The sequence below is a fragment of the Streptococcus parasanguinis genome, assembly GCF_032163505.1.
GTDB lineage: Bacteria > Bacillota > Bacilli > Lactobacillales > Streptococcaceae > Streptococcus > Streptococcus parasanguinis_V.
On the sequence record NZ_CP134147.1, the window covers coordinates 1,096,229 to 1,115,441 of the forward strand.

Annotated in this window: 12 protein-coding genes; all 12 read right to left on the reverse strand. The window is 43.3% G+C overall.

Going from position 1 to position 19,213, the window contains the following annotated elements:
* Nucleotides 1-60: 60 nt before the first annotated feature.
* The 12 genes from yihA to RIN70_RS05730 all read right to left on the reverse strand — a co-directional run bounded on the left by yihA (nt 61) and on the right by RIN70_RS05730 (nt 19,108).
* Nucleotides 61-663: a ribosome biogenesis GTP-binding protein YihA/YsxC gene (yihA, locus tag RIN70_RS05675; protein WP_303471132.1), complete on the reverse strand. Its 603-nt coding sequence runs from the start codon at nt 661-663 to the stop codon at nt 61-63.
* Nucleotides 664-674: 11 nt separating this feature from the next.
* On the reverse strand, nt 675-1,907 hold the full coding sequence (clpX, locus tag RIN70_RS05680) for an ATP-dependent Clp protease ATP-binding subunit ClpX (protein ID WP_045759487.1): 1,233 nt from the start codon (nt 1,905-1,907) through the stop codon (nt 675-677).
* 208 nt (nt 1,908-2,115) lie between these two features.
* On the reverse strand, nt 2,116-2,625 hold the full coding sequence (locus RIN70_RS05685; protein ID WP_313790432.1) for a dihydrofolate reductase: 510 nt from the start codon (nt 2,623-2,625) through the stop codon (nt 2,116-2,118).
* A 146-nt stretch (nt 2,626-2,771) separates the two neighbouring features.
* Complete coding sequence (locus RIN70_RS05690) at nt 2,772-11,336, reverse strand: CshA/CshB family fibrillar adhesin-related protein (RefSeq protein WP_313790434.1); 8,565 nt, start codon at nt 11,334-11,336, stop codon at nt 2,772-2,774.
* 203 nt (nt 11,337-11,539) lie between these two features.
* A complete protein-coding gene (locus RIN70_RS05695) occupies nt 11,540-12,379 on the reverse strand; it encodes a thymidylate synthase (RefSeq protein ID WP_313790435.1) in 840 nt (279 codons plus the stop codon).
* Nucleotides 12,380-12,456: 77 nt separating this feature from the next.
* Nucleotides 12,457-13,416: an ROK family glucokinase gene (locus tag RIN70_RS05700; RefSeq protein WP_021153285.1), complete on the reverse strand. Its 960-nt coding sequence runs from the start codon at nt 13,414-13,416 to the stop codon at nt 12,457-12,459.
* A gap of 86 nt (nt 13,417-13,502) precedes the next feature.
* Nucleotides 13,503-14,021 (reverse strand): hypothetical protein, encoded by a 519-nt coding sequence (locus RIN70_RS05705; RefSeq protein WP_024055631.1) that lies wholly within the window; start codon nt 14,019-14,021, stop codon nt 13,503-13,505.
* A 9-nt stretch (nt 14,022-14,030) separates the two neighbouring features.
* Complete coding sequence (locus tag RIN70_RS05710; protein ID WP_272144070.1) at nt 14,031-15,899, reverse strand: ABC-F family ATP-binding cassette domain-containing protein; 1,869 nt, start codon at nt 15,897-15,899, stop codon at nt 14,031-14,033.
* Nucleotides 15,896-17,107 (reverse strand): CCA tRNA nucleotidyltransferase, encoded by a 1,212-nt coding sequence (locus tag RIN70_RS05715; protein ID WP_272144072.1) that lies wholly within the window; start codon nt 17,105-17,107, stop codon nt 15,896-15,898. The genes RIN70_RS05710 and RIN70_RS05715 overlap by 4 nt, the downstream gene beginning before the upstream one ends.
* Nucleotides 17,104-17,871, reverse strand: a complete 768-nt coding sequence (gene dapB / locus RIN70_RS05720) for a 4-hydroxy-tetrahydrodipicolinate reductase (protein WP_272144074.1) — start codon at nt 17,869-17,871, stop codon at nt 17,104-17,106. The genes RIN70_RS05715 and dapB overlap by 4 nt, the downstream gene beginning before the upstream one ends.
* 10 nt (nt 17,872-17,881) lie before the next feature.
* Nucleotides 17,882-18,730, reverse strand: a complete 849-nt coding sequence (locus RIN70_RS05725; protein WP_272144077.1) for a DegV family protein — start codon at nt 18,728-18,730, stop codon at nt 17,882-17,884.
* A gap of 3 nt (nt 18,731-18,733) precedes the next feature.
* A complete protein-coding gene (locus tag RIN70_RS05730; RefSeq protein ID WP_003001888.1) occupies nt 18,734-19,108 on the reverse strand; it encodes a DUF1149 family protein in 375 nt (124 codons plus the stop codon).
* Between the last annotated feature and the right edge of the window lie 105 nt (nt 19,109-19,213).

Below are 19,213 nucleotides of genomic sequence, written 5' to 3' on the forward strand. Positions count from 1 at the left end.
TTACACTTGTATTACAATTGCGAGATAAATCCAAAACAAAAATGACATTTTCATGTCATTTCAATTTATTTCGTAAAATGCATTTTCTAAAATAGCATCCCATGACTTCTCTAGACCTTCCCTGGTTACAGAAGAAAAGACAATAAAGGTGTCAGCAGGATCGAAATCTAATTTTTTCTTGATGATCGATTCATGTTTGTTCCATTTTCCACGTGGAATCTTATCTGCCTTGGTAGCAACTAAGATCACAGGAATTTCATAATATTTTAAGAACTCATACATCTGAACATCATCTGCAGAAGGTTCATGACGAAAATCGACCAGGCTAACGACTGCTTTTAAGTTCTCACGACTAGTGAGGTATTCTTCGATCATCCGCCCCCACTTCTCGCGCTCTTTTTTAGAAACACGTGCATAGCCATAACCAGGTACGTCTACAAAACGGAGTTTATCATCGATATTGAAGAAATTTAGCAATTGGGTTTTTCCTGGTTTCCCAGATGTTCTGGCTAGGTTCTTTCGATTTAAGAGAGTATTAATAAAAGAAGACTTGCCGACATTTGAGCGACCGGCAAGTGCAACTTCTGGAATCTCATCTTGAGGATAATGACTCTTATTTGCAGCGCTTAAGAGGATATCCGCATTATGTGTGTTAATTTCCATATTTTATCTTTCTAGGCTGTTTCAAGAACTGGTTTTTCTGTTCCGTCAACAGCTTCTTTTGTGATTCGGACAAGTTTTACATCTTCTTGACTTGGAATTTCAAACATGACATCCATCATGGTTTCTTCAATAATCGAACGAAGACCACGAGCTCCAGTCTTTCTTTCAATAGCTTTATTCGCAATCTCTTGAAGGGCTTCATCGTCAAATTCCAATTCAACATTATCATAAGAGAGCAAGGTTTGGTATTGTTTTACCAAGGCATTGCGTGGCTCTTTTAGAATACGGACAAGGTCGTCAACCGTCAATTGCTCAAGAGCCGCAAAGACTGGAAGACGTCCAATCAATTCTGGGATAATTCCAAATTTTTGAATATCTTCTGCTACAATTTCTTGCATGTAAGAGCTGGATTCATCGATGGCTTTGTTATTCTTACCGAAACCGATGACTTTTTCACCGAGACGTTGCTTAACAATTTCTTCGATTCCGTCAAAGGCTCCTCCTACGATGAAGAGAATATTCTTGGTATCCACTTGGATCATCTCTTGTTGAGGGTGTTTGCGTCCCCCTTGTGGTGGAACACTAGCGACGGTCCCTTCGATGATCTTCAAGAGAGCTTGTTGCACCCCTTCACCAGAAACGTCACGTGTGATCGAGACATTTTCACTTTTCTTAGCAATCTTATCGATTTCATCGACATAAATAATGCCACGTTCTGCACGCTCAATATTGAAATCCGCTGCCTGAAGAAGTTTTAAGAGAATATTTTCAACGTCTTCACCCACATAACCGGCTTCAGTTAAGGCTGTTGCATCTGCAATAGCAAATGGAACATTCAGGCTACGAGCCAAGGTTTGGGCCAAGAAGGTCTTTCCTGAACCAGTAGGTCCAATCATGAGGATGTTTGATTTTTGCAATTCAACATCCGTCTCATCTTCGCGTGTATCGTGGAAGTTAATGCGTTTGTAGTGGTTGTATACCGCTACTGCAAGGGCACGTTTAGCCCGATCTTGACCGATGACGTAGTGGTTCAAGATATTGAGCAATTCGATTGGTTTTGGAACTTCGCTAAGGTCAGCAAGTACTTCTTCAGCAAGCTCCTCGCGAATGATTTCTTGAGCTAACTCTACACATTCATTACAGATAAACGCATTGTTTCCTGCAATGATTTTTTGGACTTCATCTTGACTCTTTCCGCAAAATGAGCAATAAACCATCATATCATTGTTTTGATTCGTTGGCATGTATTTCCTCTTTCTGTCATTTTCTGTTTGTATTTAGTTTAAAATAAGGTCATGTAAAAGGCGTGAATAGAATTCACAAGATTGGTAAAAGCATTTAGTAAGAATAAAATAGCGAGGCCGAACCGTTTTTTACGAAAGGTTTGTAAGGCGCAAATCAAACAGATGACACATAGGACAGCTGTAAAAAAACCAAAGACACTTCGCTCCATTAGTCTAAATCCTTTCTCTTATAATAGTTGACCGTAAAATCATATGGATTTTTCTCATCTTTCAGATGGGGAACTTGACGGACCTTTTCATAACGTTTCTCATCAAATTTTGGTGCCAATGTATCGCCATCAATCGTTGCATGAATCATGGTCTGGATCAACTCTTCTAACTGATCAGAGAAAAGCCTTAAAATCTGACTACCTCCAATAATGTAAAGATTCTTCTCTTGGTTCTGATACCACTCCAAGACCTCTTCTTTGCTATGCATGACGAGTACAGCGTCATTTTCAGAATCATAAGCCTGATCTTGCGTTAAGATAATGCTAGTCCGACCTGGTAGAACCCGTTTTTTCATACCATCAAAGGTCACTCTTCCCATAAGAATTGCTTGTCCCATGGTCGTTTCTTTGAAATGCTGAAGCTCAGCTGGCAGGTGCCAAGGCATGACTTGGTCCTTTCCAATAATGCCATTTTCAGTTTGAGCCCAGATACCAATTATCTTTTTCATTCTCTCATCCTTTACACTGATACTTCTATTTTATCAAATTTTCTTATAAAAGACAGATTTCAACTATCTAGTTTGGAGGATATTTTTTCAAATACAAACAGAAAAAACCGCGAGAGTTTCGCGGTTTTTCTTAGCCACAAGTTAGCTTAGTCTTCTTTTTTGCGTTTTGCAAATCCGAATAATGAGAGACCTGCTAAAGCACTAAAGATTGCAAGACCAGCAGTAGAAGATTCTTTTGTTCCCGTGTTTGGAAGTTGTGCAGTTGGATTTTGTGGATCGATATACTTCACTTCTTCTTTCGTTTCTGGAACGACAGGAATCGTTGGTTCTTCTGGTTTTGGTTGTGGAGTAGGTTGTGGTTGTGGTTCTGGTGTTGGTTGCGGTTGTGGAGTAGGCTGTGGCTCTGGTGTCGGAGTTGGATCCGGCATTGGAGTTGGTGTCACAGTCTTCTTGTAGATATGTTGAGTGTTTCCATCTTTATCTACAACAGTCTTCACGAAGTCATAACCTGGGATTTCTTTCTTCGGTTGTTCCCCATCTTCTGTAGGGTTACCTGGGATTGGATCCCCATTTTCGTCTACGTATGAAGTTGTAACTTTTTCATAGACGTGTTCAGTATCACCATTAGGCAATTTCTTGGTCTCCACAAAGCGGTAACCTGGAATTTCAGCTTTTGGTTCTTCTCCATCAACTGTAGGATATCCTGGGATTTCCTTACCTTCTTTATCAACAAATTTAGTGATTGGAAGAACAGTTGGTGTGTAAGTTGCAGAAGCTTTTGTTCCATTCACATCTTCACGAACCACTGTCACTGCTGGTGCAGTACCAGTAAATTCAGGTTCTGGAGTGAAGGTTACTGTTCCGTCTGCTGCTACTGTGTAAGTACCAACACCTGGAATTGTCTTCGTAGTTGAACCATCTTCAAAGGTTGCTGGAACTTCGTCATTCATTGGTACACGGCTATCACCTTCTGTGAAGCTTGGTTTACCTGTTTGAGTAGCACCCTTCTTACCAATTGAAGTAACTGGTTCTGCTGTTGGTGCAACTGGTGTTACAGTTGGTGTGTAAGTAGCTGTAATTGGTGTACCGTTCTTATCAACACGTTTCACTGTTACGCCTGTACCAGTTCCTGTGAATGATTTCTCTGGTACGAAGGTTACTGTTCCGTCTGGAGCAACTGTGTAAGTTCCTTCACCTGGAATAACCTTAGTTGTTGAGCCATCTTCAAAGGTTGCTGGAACTTCATCATCCATTGGCACACTTGGGTTACCAGGTGTGAAGGTTGGTTTACCAGTTTGAGTTTGACCTTGGATGTCTGTAGATGTTGCAGGATCAGCAGCTGGTGTAACAGGTGTTACAGTTGGTGTGTATGTTGCAGAAGCTTTGGTTCCGTTCACATCTTCACGAACCACTGTCACTGCTGGTGCGGTTCCAACAAATGATTTCTCTGGTACAAATGTCACTGTTCCGTCTGGAGCAACTGTGTAAGTACCAACACCTTCAACTGTCTTCGTAGTTGAACCATCGTCAAATGTTGCTGGAACTTTATCGTTCATCGGCACACGGCTGTCACCTTCTGTGAAGCTTGGTTTACCTGTTTGTGTAGCACCTTGTACATCAGTAGATACTGCTGGAGTACCAGTTGGTGTTACTGGCGTTACAGTTGGTGTGTAAGTTGCGGAAGCTTTGGTTCCATTCTTATCTTCACGAACCACTGTCACTGCTGGTGCAGTTCCGACGAATGATTTTTCAGGTACAAATGTCACTGTTCCGTCTGGGGCTACAGTATAAGTACCAACACCTTCAACTGTCTTCGTAGTTGAACCATCGTCAAATGTTGCTGGAACATCATCGTTCATTGGTACACGGCTGTCACCTTCAGTAAATACAGGTTTACCAGTTTGTGTTGCACCTTGCACATCAGTAGATACTGCTGAAGTTGCAGTTGGTGTAACAGGTGTTACAGTTGGTGTGTAAGTTGCAGTAACTGGAGTACCGTTCTTATCAACACGTTTCACTGTTACGCCTGTACCTGTTCCTGTGAATGATTTTTCTGGTACGAAGGTTACGGTTCCGTCCGGAGCAACTGTGTAAGTTCCTTCTCCTGGAATAACTTTTGTTGTTGAACCATCTTCAAAGGTAGCTGGTACATCATCATCCATTGGGATTGCAGGGTTACCAGGTGTGAAGCTTGGTGTACCTGTTTGTGTTTTACCTTGGATATCTGTCGATGTTGCAGGATCAGCAGTTGGTACAACTGGAGTGATCTTCGGTGTGTAAGTTGTCTCAGCAACTGTTCCGTTTGTATCTTTACCTTGAACCTTAACTGGAACAACATCACCTGAGTAAGATTTATCCGTTGGTGTGAAGGTCACAACACCTGTTTCTTTATCAACAGTGAAGGTACCGATCACATCACCTGCTGGTGATTTAGCAACTACAGATTCTGCTGGCTGACCATTTTCGTCTAGAAGAGTAATGGTATCCTTGTCGATTGGTGCAACTGGGTCACCTTCAGTGAAGGTTACAGTTCCAGTTTGAACCACACCTTGAGGAGCTTCTGATTCAGCTGGACTTGCTGTTGGTGTTACCGGTGTCACAGTTGGTGTGTACTTAGCAGTAACTGGAGTACCGTTCTTATCGACACGTTTAACTGTTACGCCTGTACCTTCTCCTGTGAATGATTTTTCTGGAACAAAGGTTACGGTTCCGTCTGGAGCAACAGTGTAAGTTCCTTCACCAGGAATAGTCTTGGTTGTTGAGCCATCTTCAAATGTTGCAGGTGTATCATCATCCATTGGAACATTTGGATTACCTGGTGTGAAGGTTGGTGTACCTGTTTGCGTTTGACCTTGTTTGTCAGTAGATGTTGTATCTTCTGCAGTTGGTGTAACTGGTGTTACGGTTGGTGTATAAGTCGCAGAAGCTTTTGTTCCGTTCTTATCTTCACGAACCACTGTTACGGCTGGTGCAGTTCCAACGAATGATTTTTCTGGTACAAAGGTTACTGTACCGTCTGCTGCTACTGTGTATGTACCAACACCATCTACAGTCTTCGTAGTTGATCCATCATCGAAGGTTGCTGGAACATCATCGTTCATAGGTACACGGCTGTCACCTTCGGTGAATTTAGGTTTACCAGTTTGAGTTGCACCTTGGATATCTGTTGATTCAGCTGGTGTTGCTGTTGGTGTTACTGGTGTCACAGTTGGTGTGTACTTAGCTGTGATTTCAGTACCGTTCTTGTCCACGCGTTTCACTGTTACGCCTGTAGCAGTTCCAGTGAATGATTTTTCTGGTACGAAGGTTACGGTTCCATCTGGAGCAACAGTATATGTTCCTTCACCATCTACTGTCTTAGTGGTTGAGCCATCTTCGAAGGTAGCTGGAGTATCTTCATCGATTGGAACATTTGGATTGCCTTCCGTGAAGGTTGGTTTACCAGATTGTGTTTGACCTTGAATATCTGTCGATGTAGCATCTTCAGAAGTTGGAACAACCGGAGTAATCTTCGGTGTATAAGTTGTTTCAACTGTAGTTCCATTTGCATCAGCTGCCTGAACCTTAACTGGAACCACATCACCTGAGTAAGATTTATCTGTTGGTGTGAAAGTAACTACACCTGTGTCTTTATCAACTGTGTATGTACCGATCACATCACCTGCTGGTGATTTCGCTTCTACTGATGCTGCTGGTTGACCATTTTCATCAAGAAGAGTAATCGAATCCTTGTTAATTGGAGCTACTTCATCACCTTCAGTGAAGGTTACAGTGCCAGTTTGAACAAGACCTTGAGGTCCAGTAGATTCAGCTGGTGTTGCAGTTGGAGTTACTGGAGTTACGGTTGGTGTGTAAGTTGCAGAAGCTTTAGTTCCGTTCTTATCTTCACGAACAACTGTTACGGCTGGTGCTTTACCTGTGAATGATTTTTCAGGAACAAAGGTTACAGTTCCGTCTGCTGCTACTGTGTAAGTACCAACGCCATCAACTGTCTTAGTTGTTGAACCATCATCGAAGGTTGCTGGAACATCATCGTTCATTGGCACACGGCTGTTGCCTTCAGTAAATACAGGCTTACCTGTTTGGGTTTGACCTTGCTTACCTGTTGTTTCAACTGGTGTCGCTGTCGGTGTGACAGGAGTTACAGTTGGTGTATAAGTTGCAGAAGCTTTGGTTCCGTTCTTATCTTCACGAACAACCGTTACGGCTGGTGCAGTTCCGACAAATGATTTTTCAGGGACAAAGGTTGCAGTTCCGTCTGCTGCTACTGTGTAAGTACCAACACCGTCGACTGTCTTAGTCGTTGAGCCATCGTCAAATGTTGCTGGAACATCATCGTTCATTGGCACACGGCTATCGCCTTCAGTAAATTCAGGTTTACCAGTTTGTGTAGCACCTTGGATATCTGTAGTTTCAACTGGTGTTGCAGTTGGTGTTACTGGTGTCACAGTTGGTGTATAAGTTGCAGAAGCTTTGGTTCCGTTCTTATCTTCGCGGACAACGGTCACGGCTGGTGCAGTTCCAACGAATGATTTTTCTGGTACAAAGGTTACAGTACCGTCTGCTGCTACTGTGTAAGTACCAACACCGTCTACATTCTTAGTCGTTGAGCCATCGTCAAATGTCGCTGGAACATCTTCATTGATAGCTACTGTTTTCTCAACGCCATCAACTGTTACAGTTCCACCCTTGAATTCAGGTTTACCTGTTTGAGTTGCACCTTGAATATCTTTTGTTTCAGCTGATGTTGCTTCAGGTGTTACTGGCAATACTGTTGGTGTGTAGGTTGCAGAAGCTTTGGTTCCGTTCTTATCTTCGCGAACAACGGTCACGGCTGGTGCAGTTCCGACAAATGATTTTTCTGGTACAAATGTAACAGTACCGTCTGCTGCTACTGTGTAAGTACCAACACCGTCTACAGTCTTAGTTGTTGAGCCATCGTCAAATGTCGCTGGAACATCTTCATTGATTTCAACAGTCTTCTCAACGCCATCAACCGTTACGGTTCCACCCTTGAATTCAGGTTTACCCGTTTGAGTGGCACCTTGAACATCTTTTGTTTCAGCTGATGTTGCTGTTGGGGTTACTGGAACGATTTCTGGTGTGTAAGTTGTATCCACCTTGATACCGTTTGAGCTTTCAGCTTGAACCTTGGCTGGTGTGACTGCACCAGTGTATGATTTATCAGTCGGTGTGAAAGTTACTTGACCCGTTGCTGGGTCGATTGTGAAGTTACCGATCACGGTTGTACCGTCTGCCGCATAAGCTGGTGTCGTTGAAACTTCGTTACCATCTTTATCTAGCAATGTGTAGCTATTGTCTTTTATGGTAATAGCTTTATCTTCACCATTTACTTGAACAGTAGTTCCTGCAAAGGTTGGTGTACCGGTTTGAGTCGCACCTTGGATATCTTTTGAAGTTGCAGGGTTTGCAGTTGGAACTGCTGGCACAACAGTTGGTGTGTAGGTCGCATCTGAAGTAATGGTTGCAGTCTTACCATTAGCATTTGTAATAGTAGCAGTTGCCTGAACAGTTACTCCTTTTGCAGTACCAACAAAGTCTTTTTCAGGTGTGAAGGTCACCGCTCCTGTAGTAGGATCGATTGTATAGCTACCTTCACCTGCTACTGTCACTGTTGTTTCATCAGTTGGTTGACCAGTTGCTGGATCTACCAGTTTCTTGCTAGTGATTTCAGCAGTCTTATCATTACTCAAATCAAAGGTTGGTGTTTGTGTTTGAGGAACATTTTGAATATCCGCAGAAACCTTGTCTGTAGGAGTCACTGTGATTGGAGTAACCGTTGGTGTGTACTTAGCTGTCGCTGTCTTAAGGTATTCATCACGAACGGTACCGTCTTTATCTCTTCCGACAGGAGCTGTCACTGATACGGTAACACCTTGAGCTGTACCTGTGAATCCTGGTTCTGGAACAAAGGTTACTTTACCAGTAGCATCGTCAATGCTGTATGTTCCTTCACCTGCTACTGTTACAGAGGTTGCATTGGTTACTTGACCAGTCGCTGGGTCCACCAATTTAGCAGGGTATTCCAAGCTTGGAGTGACAGAGATCTTTTCGCCATTAGCATTCGTTGTAGTTGTGTTAAAAGTAGGTGTACCAGTTTGAGTCGCACCTTGGACATCTGATGAAGTCTTATCTACCCCTTCAATTTCCGTTGGTGTAACTGTTGGGATGTATAGACCGTCCATGGTATTGATGGCAGTATCGACATTGGCTTCATCGGCTGGGAATTTTGTTGACCAACCCGTATCGTAGCCATTGCTGTCTGTACGACGGATAGAGATACCGTCAGCTGTTCCAAGGAAGTGATCTTCGGGAATGAACTCAACATCCACAGAAGTTCCGTTTGAAGTGATCTTGTACTTCCCTTGACCAGCTACAGCATAGTAGCCATCTGCACCAGGTGTTACGACTTGCCCCGTACGGTTATCTATCATTTGTGGAGCTACTGTTTCATCAATTTTTGCTGACTCAGTTAGGCTATAGCCTTGCAAACCTCGAGCAGTAAAGGCTACGGTTGCTGTTTGTTTTGCACCTTGAGGGCCAGTTGTTTCTTTAAATTCCCCTTTTGGTGGGTGAGTGATTTGAGTCTTAAAGTCTTCAACCTCACCAGAGAAAGCCATCCCCGTTGGGCTTTCAATTTGATCAGCATCCTTAGCAATCCGGACACGAACACCTAATTCATTGACACTAGGATCAATATAGGTTTTACTCTTTGTAAATCTTAACGTAGCCGTTCCATCTTGGGTAATGGTTGTTAAATCAGACCGTTCATCTTCATCGAAGGTTCCGTTTTGGTTGAAATCTACCCAACCATAGATGTTAGCTTTTGCTGCTCCATCCGTATGAGCTTCCACTGAAATGGTGTAATTACCTGGACGTGTCCGGTCCATCTTGATCAGCTCATTGGTTTTCCCTTTGAGATCGTTTGGAAGTAATTGGTCGATGCCTTCATCCGCAGTGGTCGCCTTGTCATCACCCGTCCAATCAAGCGTATTGTTTTCATCCATATCAGGGCTTAAGTGACCTAGATAAGGTTGGTTTACTTTCTTACCTGTTACACCATCTACAGTTGCAATCGAATGAATCGCCTTCCCGTAAGATGCTGGCGCATCTCCTTCATCAAGTGGGAAGAATCCAAGCATGGCTGATTGTTTACCACTTGAAGCAATGTAAAGACCAACTTCAGAAGCTCCTTTTGTCATAACAAGGGGAACGGCAGAAGGACCTGCAGAAATATTTGGCCCGAAGACCCCTGTTCCGAGGCCTCCAGTTGTTAAATCAGCACTTCCAAAGTACTTCCAAGCAACCGCTTTTTTATCTGGTCCCACTTCATTTGCACGTTTAAGTAAGTTAAGGTTCGTCGAATAGTAATTCGTACCTTCTATATTAAAGGAAGGATTTGGGCCAAATAAATTGTCTGTATCTTGTGGAATAAAAGTTTTAGTAGATGTTCTTCCATATTTATACCACTCCCCAATTTGTTTCCAACCTTCTCCGTTTGTGGTGAAAATAACCGATTCACCAGGGTTAGCGGACTCACCATCTGCCATGACTACAGCAGGTTTTACGGTTTTGCCACGGAAAGTAGCAGAAATTTCAAACTGAACACCAATATTTCCACCGTCAAACTCGGAACTGATGGTTGTTTTTTTAGTGCCAGTATCGATGCCTTCACCTTTTATTTCTGTCCAACGGTTTTGAGCTTCGGCAATAATTTTAGCTTCTTCACCTTTTCCAAATGCATTGTTAGTTCCAGGATTAGTAGTTGTTCCTATATATCCGTTCTTAGCATTTGGGTCATAGGTCGCTTTTTCTGCTTCTGTTGCTCCTCGTTCTTCAAGACGTTTTTTATAAAGTTCTGTCGCTTGGAAGGGTTTTAAGGATTTAACCTTGATCTTGACCACATAGCCAGGCATGATTTCCTTGGTGTAGGTAGAGCCTACTTGAAGGGCCAGATTCCCGCTTGATGTTGTCGTCGTTCCTGTCCAGTTAGCTACATCTCCAAAATCCAACCAAGAGATTTGGCTAGCCAAGTCTGTAGCTTTGATATTTGTTGTAAAGCCAGGTTTTTCAACTTTTGGAGTTGATGTGGCATCTTGGACATCATCTCCGATGAGGTTTGGATCGTTTGGATCCCCAATTGAACGACGACTACGACGTTTACCAGAAGTTTGTGCTGTCTCTTCAGTGGCTAGTGTATTGTTTGTTGGTAGACCTTGTCCAGCTGAAAGAGTTGGTGTTTCTTTTTTATCTGCACTTGTTGAAGTTACTTCTGCCGCCTTGTTTGCAGGTTTAGCAACTTCTAAGCTTGGTGTTTCTGAACCTGTTGATGTTGCTGGTGCAGTCGAGGCAGCAGATGCTGCTGTGCTCGCGCTTGAAGCGGCACTTGTAGACGCTACGGCAGTTGATGTAGCTGGTGCAGCAGTGACGGCTGGGCTTGCATCATAAGTCGATGTAGCTGGTGCAGTTGACGTAGCTGAAGTTGCTGTAGCTGTTGAAGTTGCGGGCGCTTCTGACGCTGTTGCAACTGCTGCTACACTTTCACTTGTCGTATCTGTCTTTTCTTCTGCGGCTGCACTTGCGGCTGTCCCAACCATGACAAGCGTTCCCAAAAGTACTGAGCAAACCCCCACATTCAGTTTACGAATTGAGAATCTGCTAATACGATCATTAAATAAGTCTTTCCCCATCTAATGGACCTCCATATTTATCTATAAATTAACATTCTTTTTAAAATTGTTTAGTTTTTACAAACCTTATCTATTTTAACAAAACCCGAACGATATTCAAAATATTTTGACTCAAAAATGAGTAAAAATTTTTAGCTGAAATTGTTTTAATTTTGAAAGGATTTCACCCATAGATCAGGGCATCAAAAAACCTTGATTTATCACTAAATCGCAAGATCAAACTTCAACTGTGGCTTCACTGGATCATAATCGACCAACTCAAAATCTTCTGGTTTGATGTCAAAGAAATTGGTTCCATCTGGTACATTCAAAACCAAGTGCGGCTGACAATCTGAAGGCTCCCGACGGAGTAACTCTTCAGCCTGTTCAAATTGATTATCATAAATATGAAGGTTATTAATGAAGTAAAAGAACTTTCCGACCTTCCAGCCAAAATGCTTGGCAATCATCATCTGAAGAGCAACATATTGCATGGCATTGATATGGTGGGCCACCAACATATCATTCGAACGCTGGGTCAGGGTCGCATCTAGATAGATTTCCCCATCCACGCGCCGCACGTCAAACATGGTTTGAAATGCACATGGCAAGAGTCCGTCGGTCTCCTCAAAGGCATCATAATCCCAAAGCGAGATAATGTTGCGGCGATTCCAAGGATTGGCTTCTAATTGTTTGAGGATTTTATTGGTAATGTCATGCTTTTTGACCACAGCACCATAGCGTTGACCAATAGTACGACTATCCCCTACTTCCCAGTCATTCCAGTAGTGGACATTGTACTTGTCTTCTAACAGGTCTAAGCTATTCGACTGATCCTGGTAGATCCAGAGCATCTCTTTGATGGCTGATTTAATCGCGATGGGACGAAGGGTCGTGATAGGAAACTCACCTTTTGCGAGGTCAAATTCCATAAAGGCTCCCGTGATGTACTTGGAGTTGGCCGTTCTACCATCCTTGTACTTAGGACGCGCCTGCTCTGACCAGACTCCCTCTTCCATGATTTTTCGAATATAGTCTTTAAAAATCGTATCTGCTTTTGTCATATATCCTCCTAAAACTACTATTGCCTTCATTATATCACAGGACAAAGAAAAAAGGAGAGGCAAATCTCCTTTTAATTTTATTGTAATACTAGCGATGCGGCACCGATCACACCGGCGTCATTTCCCAAAGTAGCAAGTGCCAATTGAGTAGATTCACGCACTTGTGGGAATGAGTTTTCTTCAAAGACCTTGCGCACACCATCCAAGAGGAAGTCTCCAGCAGCGGAAACCCCACCACCGATAACAATCTTAGATGGGTTCAAGGTTGAACCAATATTGGCTGCAGCAAGTCCAAGGTAACGTGAGAAGTTCTTGTAGACGATCAAAGCAAGAGCATCGCCTTCTTTTGCCAGGTCAAAGACCGTTTTAGCCGTTACTTCTTCTCCGTTGTCGATCAAGACTTTCAATTGAGAGTCCCCTTCGTACTCATCTGCGTAACGACGAGTCAAGTTGACGATACCTGTTGCAGATGCAACCGTTTCAAGACAGCCTTTTTTACCACAAGTACATTGGATTGGATCATCAAAGTCAACAGTGATGTGACCAAGCTCACCAGCAGCTCCACGTACACCATGCAAGAGACGACCTTCAGCGACGATACCACCGCCGACACCAGTACCAAGTGTCATGAAGACAACATCTGGTTGGTTTTCACCAGCCCCTTTCCAACGTTCACCCAAAGCAGCAACGTTGGCATCATTATCGATAAAGAATGGAATATGAAGGGCACTTTCGATCTTTTCTTTGACTGGTTGAAGGGTCTTCCAGTTCAAGTTGTAGGCACCGATAACTGTCCCTTTTTCACGGTCAACGACACCAGGTGATCCCATTCCAATTCCTTGGAATTCAGAAGCATCAAGCTCAAGCATCTTCAAGCGATGCGCGATGGATTCGATCATATCATCTACGATATGGCTACCTTCATCCAAGATATTTGTTTTAATAGACCATTTTTCTTGAACTTCCCCATCCAAAGTAAGGATGGCAAACTTAATTGAAGTTCCCCCAAGGTCAATCCCAATAATTTTTTTAGACATCTGTAACTCCTTTCAAACTTGTAAACACTTACAGATCTATTATATCAGACTTTTTATCAAACGCAAAGGTTTGCACGTAACTTTTCTTAACTTTTTAACAAGAGACTAAAAGATTGAAATCCTAGAATGAGGAAAATCAAGCCAATAATATTTAATAGAAAGACGCTAATCGAAAGCGGACTAACAATTAAGAATAAACCGATGAAGAGCTGTAGCAAGGCAAAGAAGATATAACGCTTGGACAGTTCCTCAACCTTCCTCGAGTAGAAATTAGCTTTTCGGAAGTTTAGAATCGAACGGTAGATGAGCCAAATTCCTAAGGTAACTGGAAAGACAATCGGCAAGGTCTTGTAGCCATAAAGCAGTAAGTAGACCGCAAAAACCAAGGCGACCATACTGTGAAAGAGCTGTTGCTGCTGAATTATACCAGCCTGACGCAATCGGTAATAGCGTGAAAAACGCGAAAGGGAGATTAAAAAGAAGCCACAAGATATCAACCAGCTAAACGAGCCAATGTGCTCAATTGGATTGATAAACAAGACGATACCGATAATGGTAAAAATAGTGGCTGAAATCCCAAGGGATATCCGGTTCAATTGATTCATAGGGCCTCCTTATTCATCTAATTCGCTCAGATATTCATAGCGATCGTACTTCTCAAGTAGTCGCTCATTTTCCTGATCCAATTCCTTTTGAAGAGCTGACAATTTGCCAAAGTCAGAGCCGTTTTCATTCATCTCTACTTCAATCTCTGCAATCCGATTTTCAATGGCTTCGATATCTGCTTCAATGCTTGCCCACTCTTGCTTCTCCATGTAGCTCATGCGCTTCTTCTCTTCTTTGGGCTTGACAGGTTTCTCTTTTTCAACCTTGTGACTGGCCGTTACTTGAGCCGCCTCAAAAGCTTTTTCATCCAGGTAATCCGTATAATTGCCAAAGAACTCACGAATGCCCCCATTTTCAAAAGCCAGGATCTTGCTTGCTACCTTATCAAGGAAATAGCGGTCGTGGCTGACGGTAATGACTGGCCCACCAAAGTTTTGAAGGAAGTTTTCCAAAACTGTCAGGGTAGCGATATCCAAGTCATTGGTCGGCTCATCGAGGAGAAGCACATTGGGTTTTTCAATCAAGAGTTTTAAGAGAAAGAGGCGTTTCTTCTCCCCACCGGAGAGTTTTTCAATCAAGGTTCCGTGCATGGAACGTGGGAAGAGAAATTGCTCTAAGAGATCAGCTATCGAAGTTGTTCCGACAGTCGTCTTGACTTCCTCAGCCACTTCTTGCAAGAAATTGATCACGCGCTTGCTCTCATCCAAGCCATCAATCTGTTGAGAGAAATAAGCCACCCGCACGGTTTCTCCGATAATGACTTGCCCAGACTGAGGCTGGAGTCGCTCAGCGATCAGATTAAGTAGGGTGGACTTGCCGACGCCATTATCCCCGACGATCCCGATGCGGTCCTTGTTTTGCACCAAGAGGTTAAAGTCCTGTAAAATTGGCTTGTTTTCAAAAGCAAAACTCACATCTTTAAACTCGATAACTTTCTTTCCGATCCGGCTGGTCTCAAAGTTCATCTCCAAATCCATCTGGTTGCTTTGACCAGACAAGTCTTGCTTGAGATCATGGAAACGATTGATCCGTGCTTGTTGCTTGGTCGCACGCGCCTGAGGTTGACGCCGCATCCAGGTCAACTCCTGCTTATAGAGTTGCTGCTTCTTATGAAGAAGGGCGGCATCACGCTCGTCTTGCTCAGCCTTTAAGCGGACATAATCCTGGTAGTTGCCCTGATACTCGATCAAGCCACCTCGATCCAACTCAAAGATCCGAGTCGAGATATTATCCAAGAAATAGCGATCGTGGGTAATAAAGAGCACGGTTTTCTTAGAGTTCTTCAAGAAATTGGTCAACCATTCGATAGTATCAATATCTAGGTGGTTGGTCGGCTCATCTAGTAAGAGCAGGTCGTGGTGAGACAGCAAAACCTGTGCCAGTTGCACCCGACGACGTAAGCCCCCAGATAGATCCCCAACTTTGGCATTCAAATCTTCAATCCCAAGTTTGGAAAGGACTGTCTTGACCTGACTCTCGATTTCCCAAGCATTGAGTGAATCCATCTCCGCCATGACCTTTTCAAGACGGGCTTGGTTCTCTTCTCGATAATCCGCCATCAAGTATTCATAATCGCGAATGAGCTGCATTTCGCGCAAATCACTAGATAGCACCGTATCCAAAACCGTCTTTTGATCATCAAAGTCTGGTTCCTGCGTCAAGTAGCCAATCGTATAATCACTCTTGGCAGAAAAAGGACTCACATCTCCATCAAAGCCAGAGCGACCTGACAATACATCTAACAGCGTGGTTTTTCCAGTCCCATTGACCCCGATCAATCCGATCCGATCCAAGTCGTGAATGATAAAGGAAATCTCACGAAAGACGGTCTTATCTCCGACAGATTTGGTTAATTTATCGACAATAAAATCGCTCATTTTTCCTCCTCTTTTGCTTGCTGGATATAGGCGATGATGGCCTCTTTTTCATTGGCCAGTTCCCCATCGACAATGGCATATTCAATTTTTGTCAAAATCTCTCCTAAGGCTGGACCAGGTTGAAAGCCGTAGTCTTTGATCAACATACCGCCATTAACCACAACCTCATGCTTATCATGAATGGTCAAGCTATCATAAACGCGCTCAATGGCCAAATAATCCACACTCAAGGCATACGCTTCACGGAGCTCTTCAGCTAGTAGCAACAAACGCTTCTCATACTTGTAGCAGGCACGCTGGTCTAGACTTCCATTTTCTCGGAGCTTAAGAATCTCCACGATCTGCTCCACCGTCTTGGCAAACTCTCTAGACGTCTTCCATTTCTTAAAGAATTTTGGAATATCTTGAATCTCTAGTGCTAAGACCAAAGCAGTCCAGGCTTGCTCAGAAGTTGAAAAGGTATATTCCAACTCTATGTCAAACAAACGCTCGATTGCTTCTTTGCGATCCTTCATTTCTGGTAGATAGTGATAGGCTTTGCTTGCAAGCATAGCCTCCAAGCCTTGTCTCCAGTATGGGGAAAGCAAGAGTTTATCAAACTCGATGAAGGTACGCTCTACAGAAATCTTCTCTAGTAAGGGAGCACACTCCTTCATGGCATCAAAGGTTGCCTCTTCTAATTCAAAACCGAGACTGGCTTGAAAACGAAAGCCTCGCATGATCCGGAGTGCATCTTCGTTAAACCGTTCGTGAGGAAGCCCAACGGCCCGAAGGACCTTGTTTTCTAAATCTTCTAGTCCATGAAAGAGGTCAACAATCTCTCCTTTTTCATTTAAGGCAAAGGCATTGACCGTAAAATCACGACGCTTGAGGTCTTCTTCTAGCGAGCGCACAAAAGACACAGAGCTCGGACGGCGATAATCTACGTAGACATCCTCCGTCCGGAAGGTCGTAATTTCATATTCTTGACCATTTTCAAGGACCAAGACGGTCCCGTGTTCGATACCGACATCTACTGTCCGATCAAAAATCGCCTTGGTCTCTTCTGGGTATGAGGAGGAAGCGATATCGACATCGTGAATTGGACGATCCAAGAGGGCATCTCGGACAGATCCCCCTACAAAATAGGCCTCAAAACCAGCTGCTTTAATCTTCTCTAATATTGGTAAAGCCTCCTGAAACTCAGAAGGCATCTTTTCTAATCTCATAGTAAGTGTTCCAAACCATAAACAAGCTCATGACGCTTGACAACTTCTTTAATCCCTAGATTTACTCCTGTCATGAAGGAAACACGATCATAGGAATCATGACGGAGAGTCAACCCTTCGCCTTGGCTACCAAAAATCACCTCTTGGTGAGCGACTAGGCCAGGCAATCGAACCGAATGGATGCGCATCCCTTCAAACTCTGCCCCTCTTGCCCCAGGCATCAACTCTTCTTCATCTGCTGCACCTTGCTGGATCTTCTCGCGCTTCTCAGAGATCAACTCAGCGGTCTTAATTGCTGTTCCACTCGGTGCATCTTTTTTCTTATCGTGGTGCAATTCAATGATTTCCACATTCGGGAAATACTTGGCTGCTTGCGCTGCAAATTGCATCAAGAGCACGGCTCCAATGGCAAAGTTCGGCGCGATCAAGCCACCCAAGCCCTTTTCACGTGAAAGGTCTGTCAATTCTTGGATCTGCTCAGGAGTGAATCCAGTCGTTCCCACAACAGGGGCAAAGCCATTCTCAATTGCAAAGCGAGTATTTTCGTAAGCGACTTTGGGCATGGTAAAGTCCACCCAAACATCTGCCTTTAGACCCACGACATCTTCTTTGTGGTTAAAGACAGGGACTCCTGCAACTTCTGTCTCATCAGTAAATGGATCGATCAAGCCGGCTAATTCTAACTCAGGATCTTCTGAAACCATCTTGTAAGCCGCTTGTCCCATTCTTCCCTTGAAACCTGCGATAATGACTTTAATTGACATAGAATTCTCCTTAAACGATAGGAATATACCCAACTGCTAAGCTATGGTCACCTAAGTGCGTCCCAATAACACCACCAAAAGTCGCAAAAGGAATGTCACCTTCCACTCCTTCTTCAATGAGCAGTTGGCGAAGTGCTTCTGCTTTTTCAGGGACATTGGCATGGATGACAAAGACTTGGTAATGACCATCTGCGATATCTGATACAACAATCTCTACCAAGCGTTTCATGGCTTTCTTTTCCGTCCGGACTTTCTCAAAGACCTCAATCACGCCTTCCTCATTAAAATAAAGAATAGGCTTGATGCTTAAGAGGTTCCCAAGAATAGCAGCCCCATTTGACAGACGACCACCTTTGACCAAGTGGTTTAAATCATCCACCATGATATAGGCGGAGGTTCCATCAATCTGGTGTTGGACATTGGCAACAATCTCGTCGAAGGAACGGCCTTCACCAGCCCATTTCAAGCAGTCTTCTACCATCATTCCTAGAGGAGCACTGGTAATTTTTGAGTCCGGAAATTCGACGGTCAAGCCTTCAAATTCGTCCTTCAAATATTGGATATTTTGGTAGAAACCAGAAATACCAGATGACAAGAAAAGACCGATAGCATGCGTATAGCCCTTAGCTGTCAAACCAGATAAGACCTCTTCTAACTCTGCCACACTCGGCTGGCTAGTCTTTGGCAATTCCTTAGACGCAGCCATCTTTTGGTAGAACTCATCGTGTGTCAGGTTCTTCCCTTCAACATAAGACTCCCCATCGATATAGATCGGGATCTCTAAAATAAATAAGTCGTCGTGATGGAGCACGTCTTGCGGTAAATAGGCAGACGAATCCGTGATCACTGCTAATTTCATTGATTAAAACTCCAAATTAATACCCGGTAAATCGAGGGCAATTTCTGTGACTTCATAAGTCAAACGGTTGAGCATATTCAAGCAAGGGCGAGCCAATTCTTCCACTTCGTCTTTGCTGAATTCACTTGGTTCATTGACATAACGACCAAACAAGTGGTTGATTTGAGTGATGGTTCCACTGATCACAAAACCGTCAAAAACGATCATGTAGCTTAAGATGACAATCAAAGAAGTCGTGTTTTGTTCTTGATCACGATTGATCAATTGAAAGTTTACATCTACTTTTGTTTCAGGGATGCCATTTTCTTTTTCCCACTCAAAATTACGAGCATCATAGTGGTATTGGCTGACAAATTCTTTTTCACGTTGAATATCCATTTTTATTCTCCTAAAAATATGCGATAGGCTTATTATATCATAATTCAGCTCAAGATACCAACGCCGAAGGAGGTGATTTTTTCACTTGTACAAGAAGAAAAGGCC

What these genes read in the sequence shown, in the direction of transcription:
- RIN70_RS05715 (WP_272144072.1), bottom strand. Translation starts at nt 17,107, where the DNA reads ATGAGATTAGAAAAGATGCCTTCTGAGTTTCAGGAGGCTTTACCAATA.
- clpX (WP_045759487.1), bottom strand. Translation starts at nt 1,907, where the DNA reads ATGCCAACGAATCAAAACAATGATATGATGGTTTATTGCTCATTTTGC.
- RIN70_RS05710 (WP_272144070.1), bottom strand. Translation starts at nt 15,899, where the DNA reads ATGAGCGATTTTATTGTCGATAAATTAACCAAATCTGTCGGAGATAAG.
- RIN70_RS05705 (WP_024055631.1), bottom strand. Translation starts at nt 14,021, where the DNA reads ATGAATCAATTGAACCGGATATCCCTTGGGATTTCAGCCACTATTTTT.
- RIN70_RS05700 (WP_021153285.1), bottom strand. Translation starts at nt 13,416, where the DNA reads ATGTCTAAAAAAATTATTGGGATTGACCTTGGGGGAACTTCAATTAAG.
- RIN70_RS05690 (WP_313790434.1), bottom strand. Translation starts at nt 11,336, where the DNA reads ATGGGGAAAGACTTATTTAATGATCGTATTAGCAGATTCTCAATTCGT.
- RIN70_RS05685 (WP_313790432.1), bottom strand. Translation starts at nt 2,625, where the DNA reads ATGAAAAAGATAATTGGTATCTGGGCTCAAACTGAAAATGGCATTATT.
- RIN70_RS05730 (WP_003001888.1), bottom strand. Translation starts at nt 19,108, where the DNA reads ATGGATATTCAACGTGAAAAAGAATTTGTCAGCCAATACCACTATGAT.
- RIN70_RS05725 (WP_272144077.1), bottom strand. Translation starts at nt 18,730, where the DNA reads ATGAAATTAGCAGTGATCACGGATTCGTCTGCCTATTTACCGCAAGAC.
- RIN70_RS05695 (WP_313790435.1), bottom strand. Translation starts at nt 12,379, where the DNA reads ATGACAAAAGCAGATACGATTTTTAAAGACTATATTCGAAAAATCATG.
- yihA (WP_303471132.1), bottom strand. Translation starts at nt 663, where the DNA reads ATGGAAATTAACACACATAATGCGGATATCCTCTTAAGCGCTGCAAAT.
- dapB (WP_272144074.1), bottom strand. Translation starts at nt 17,871, where the DNA reads ATGTCAATTAAAGTCATTATCGCAGGTTTCAAGGGAAGAATGGGACAA.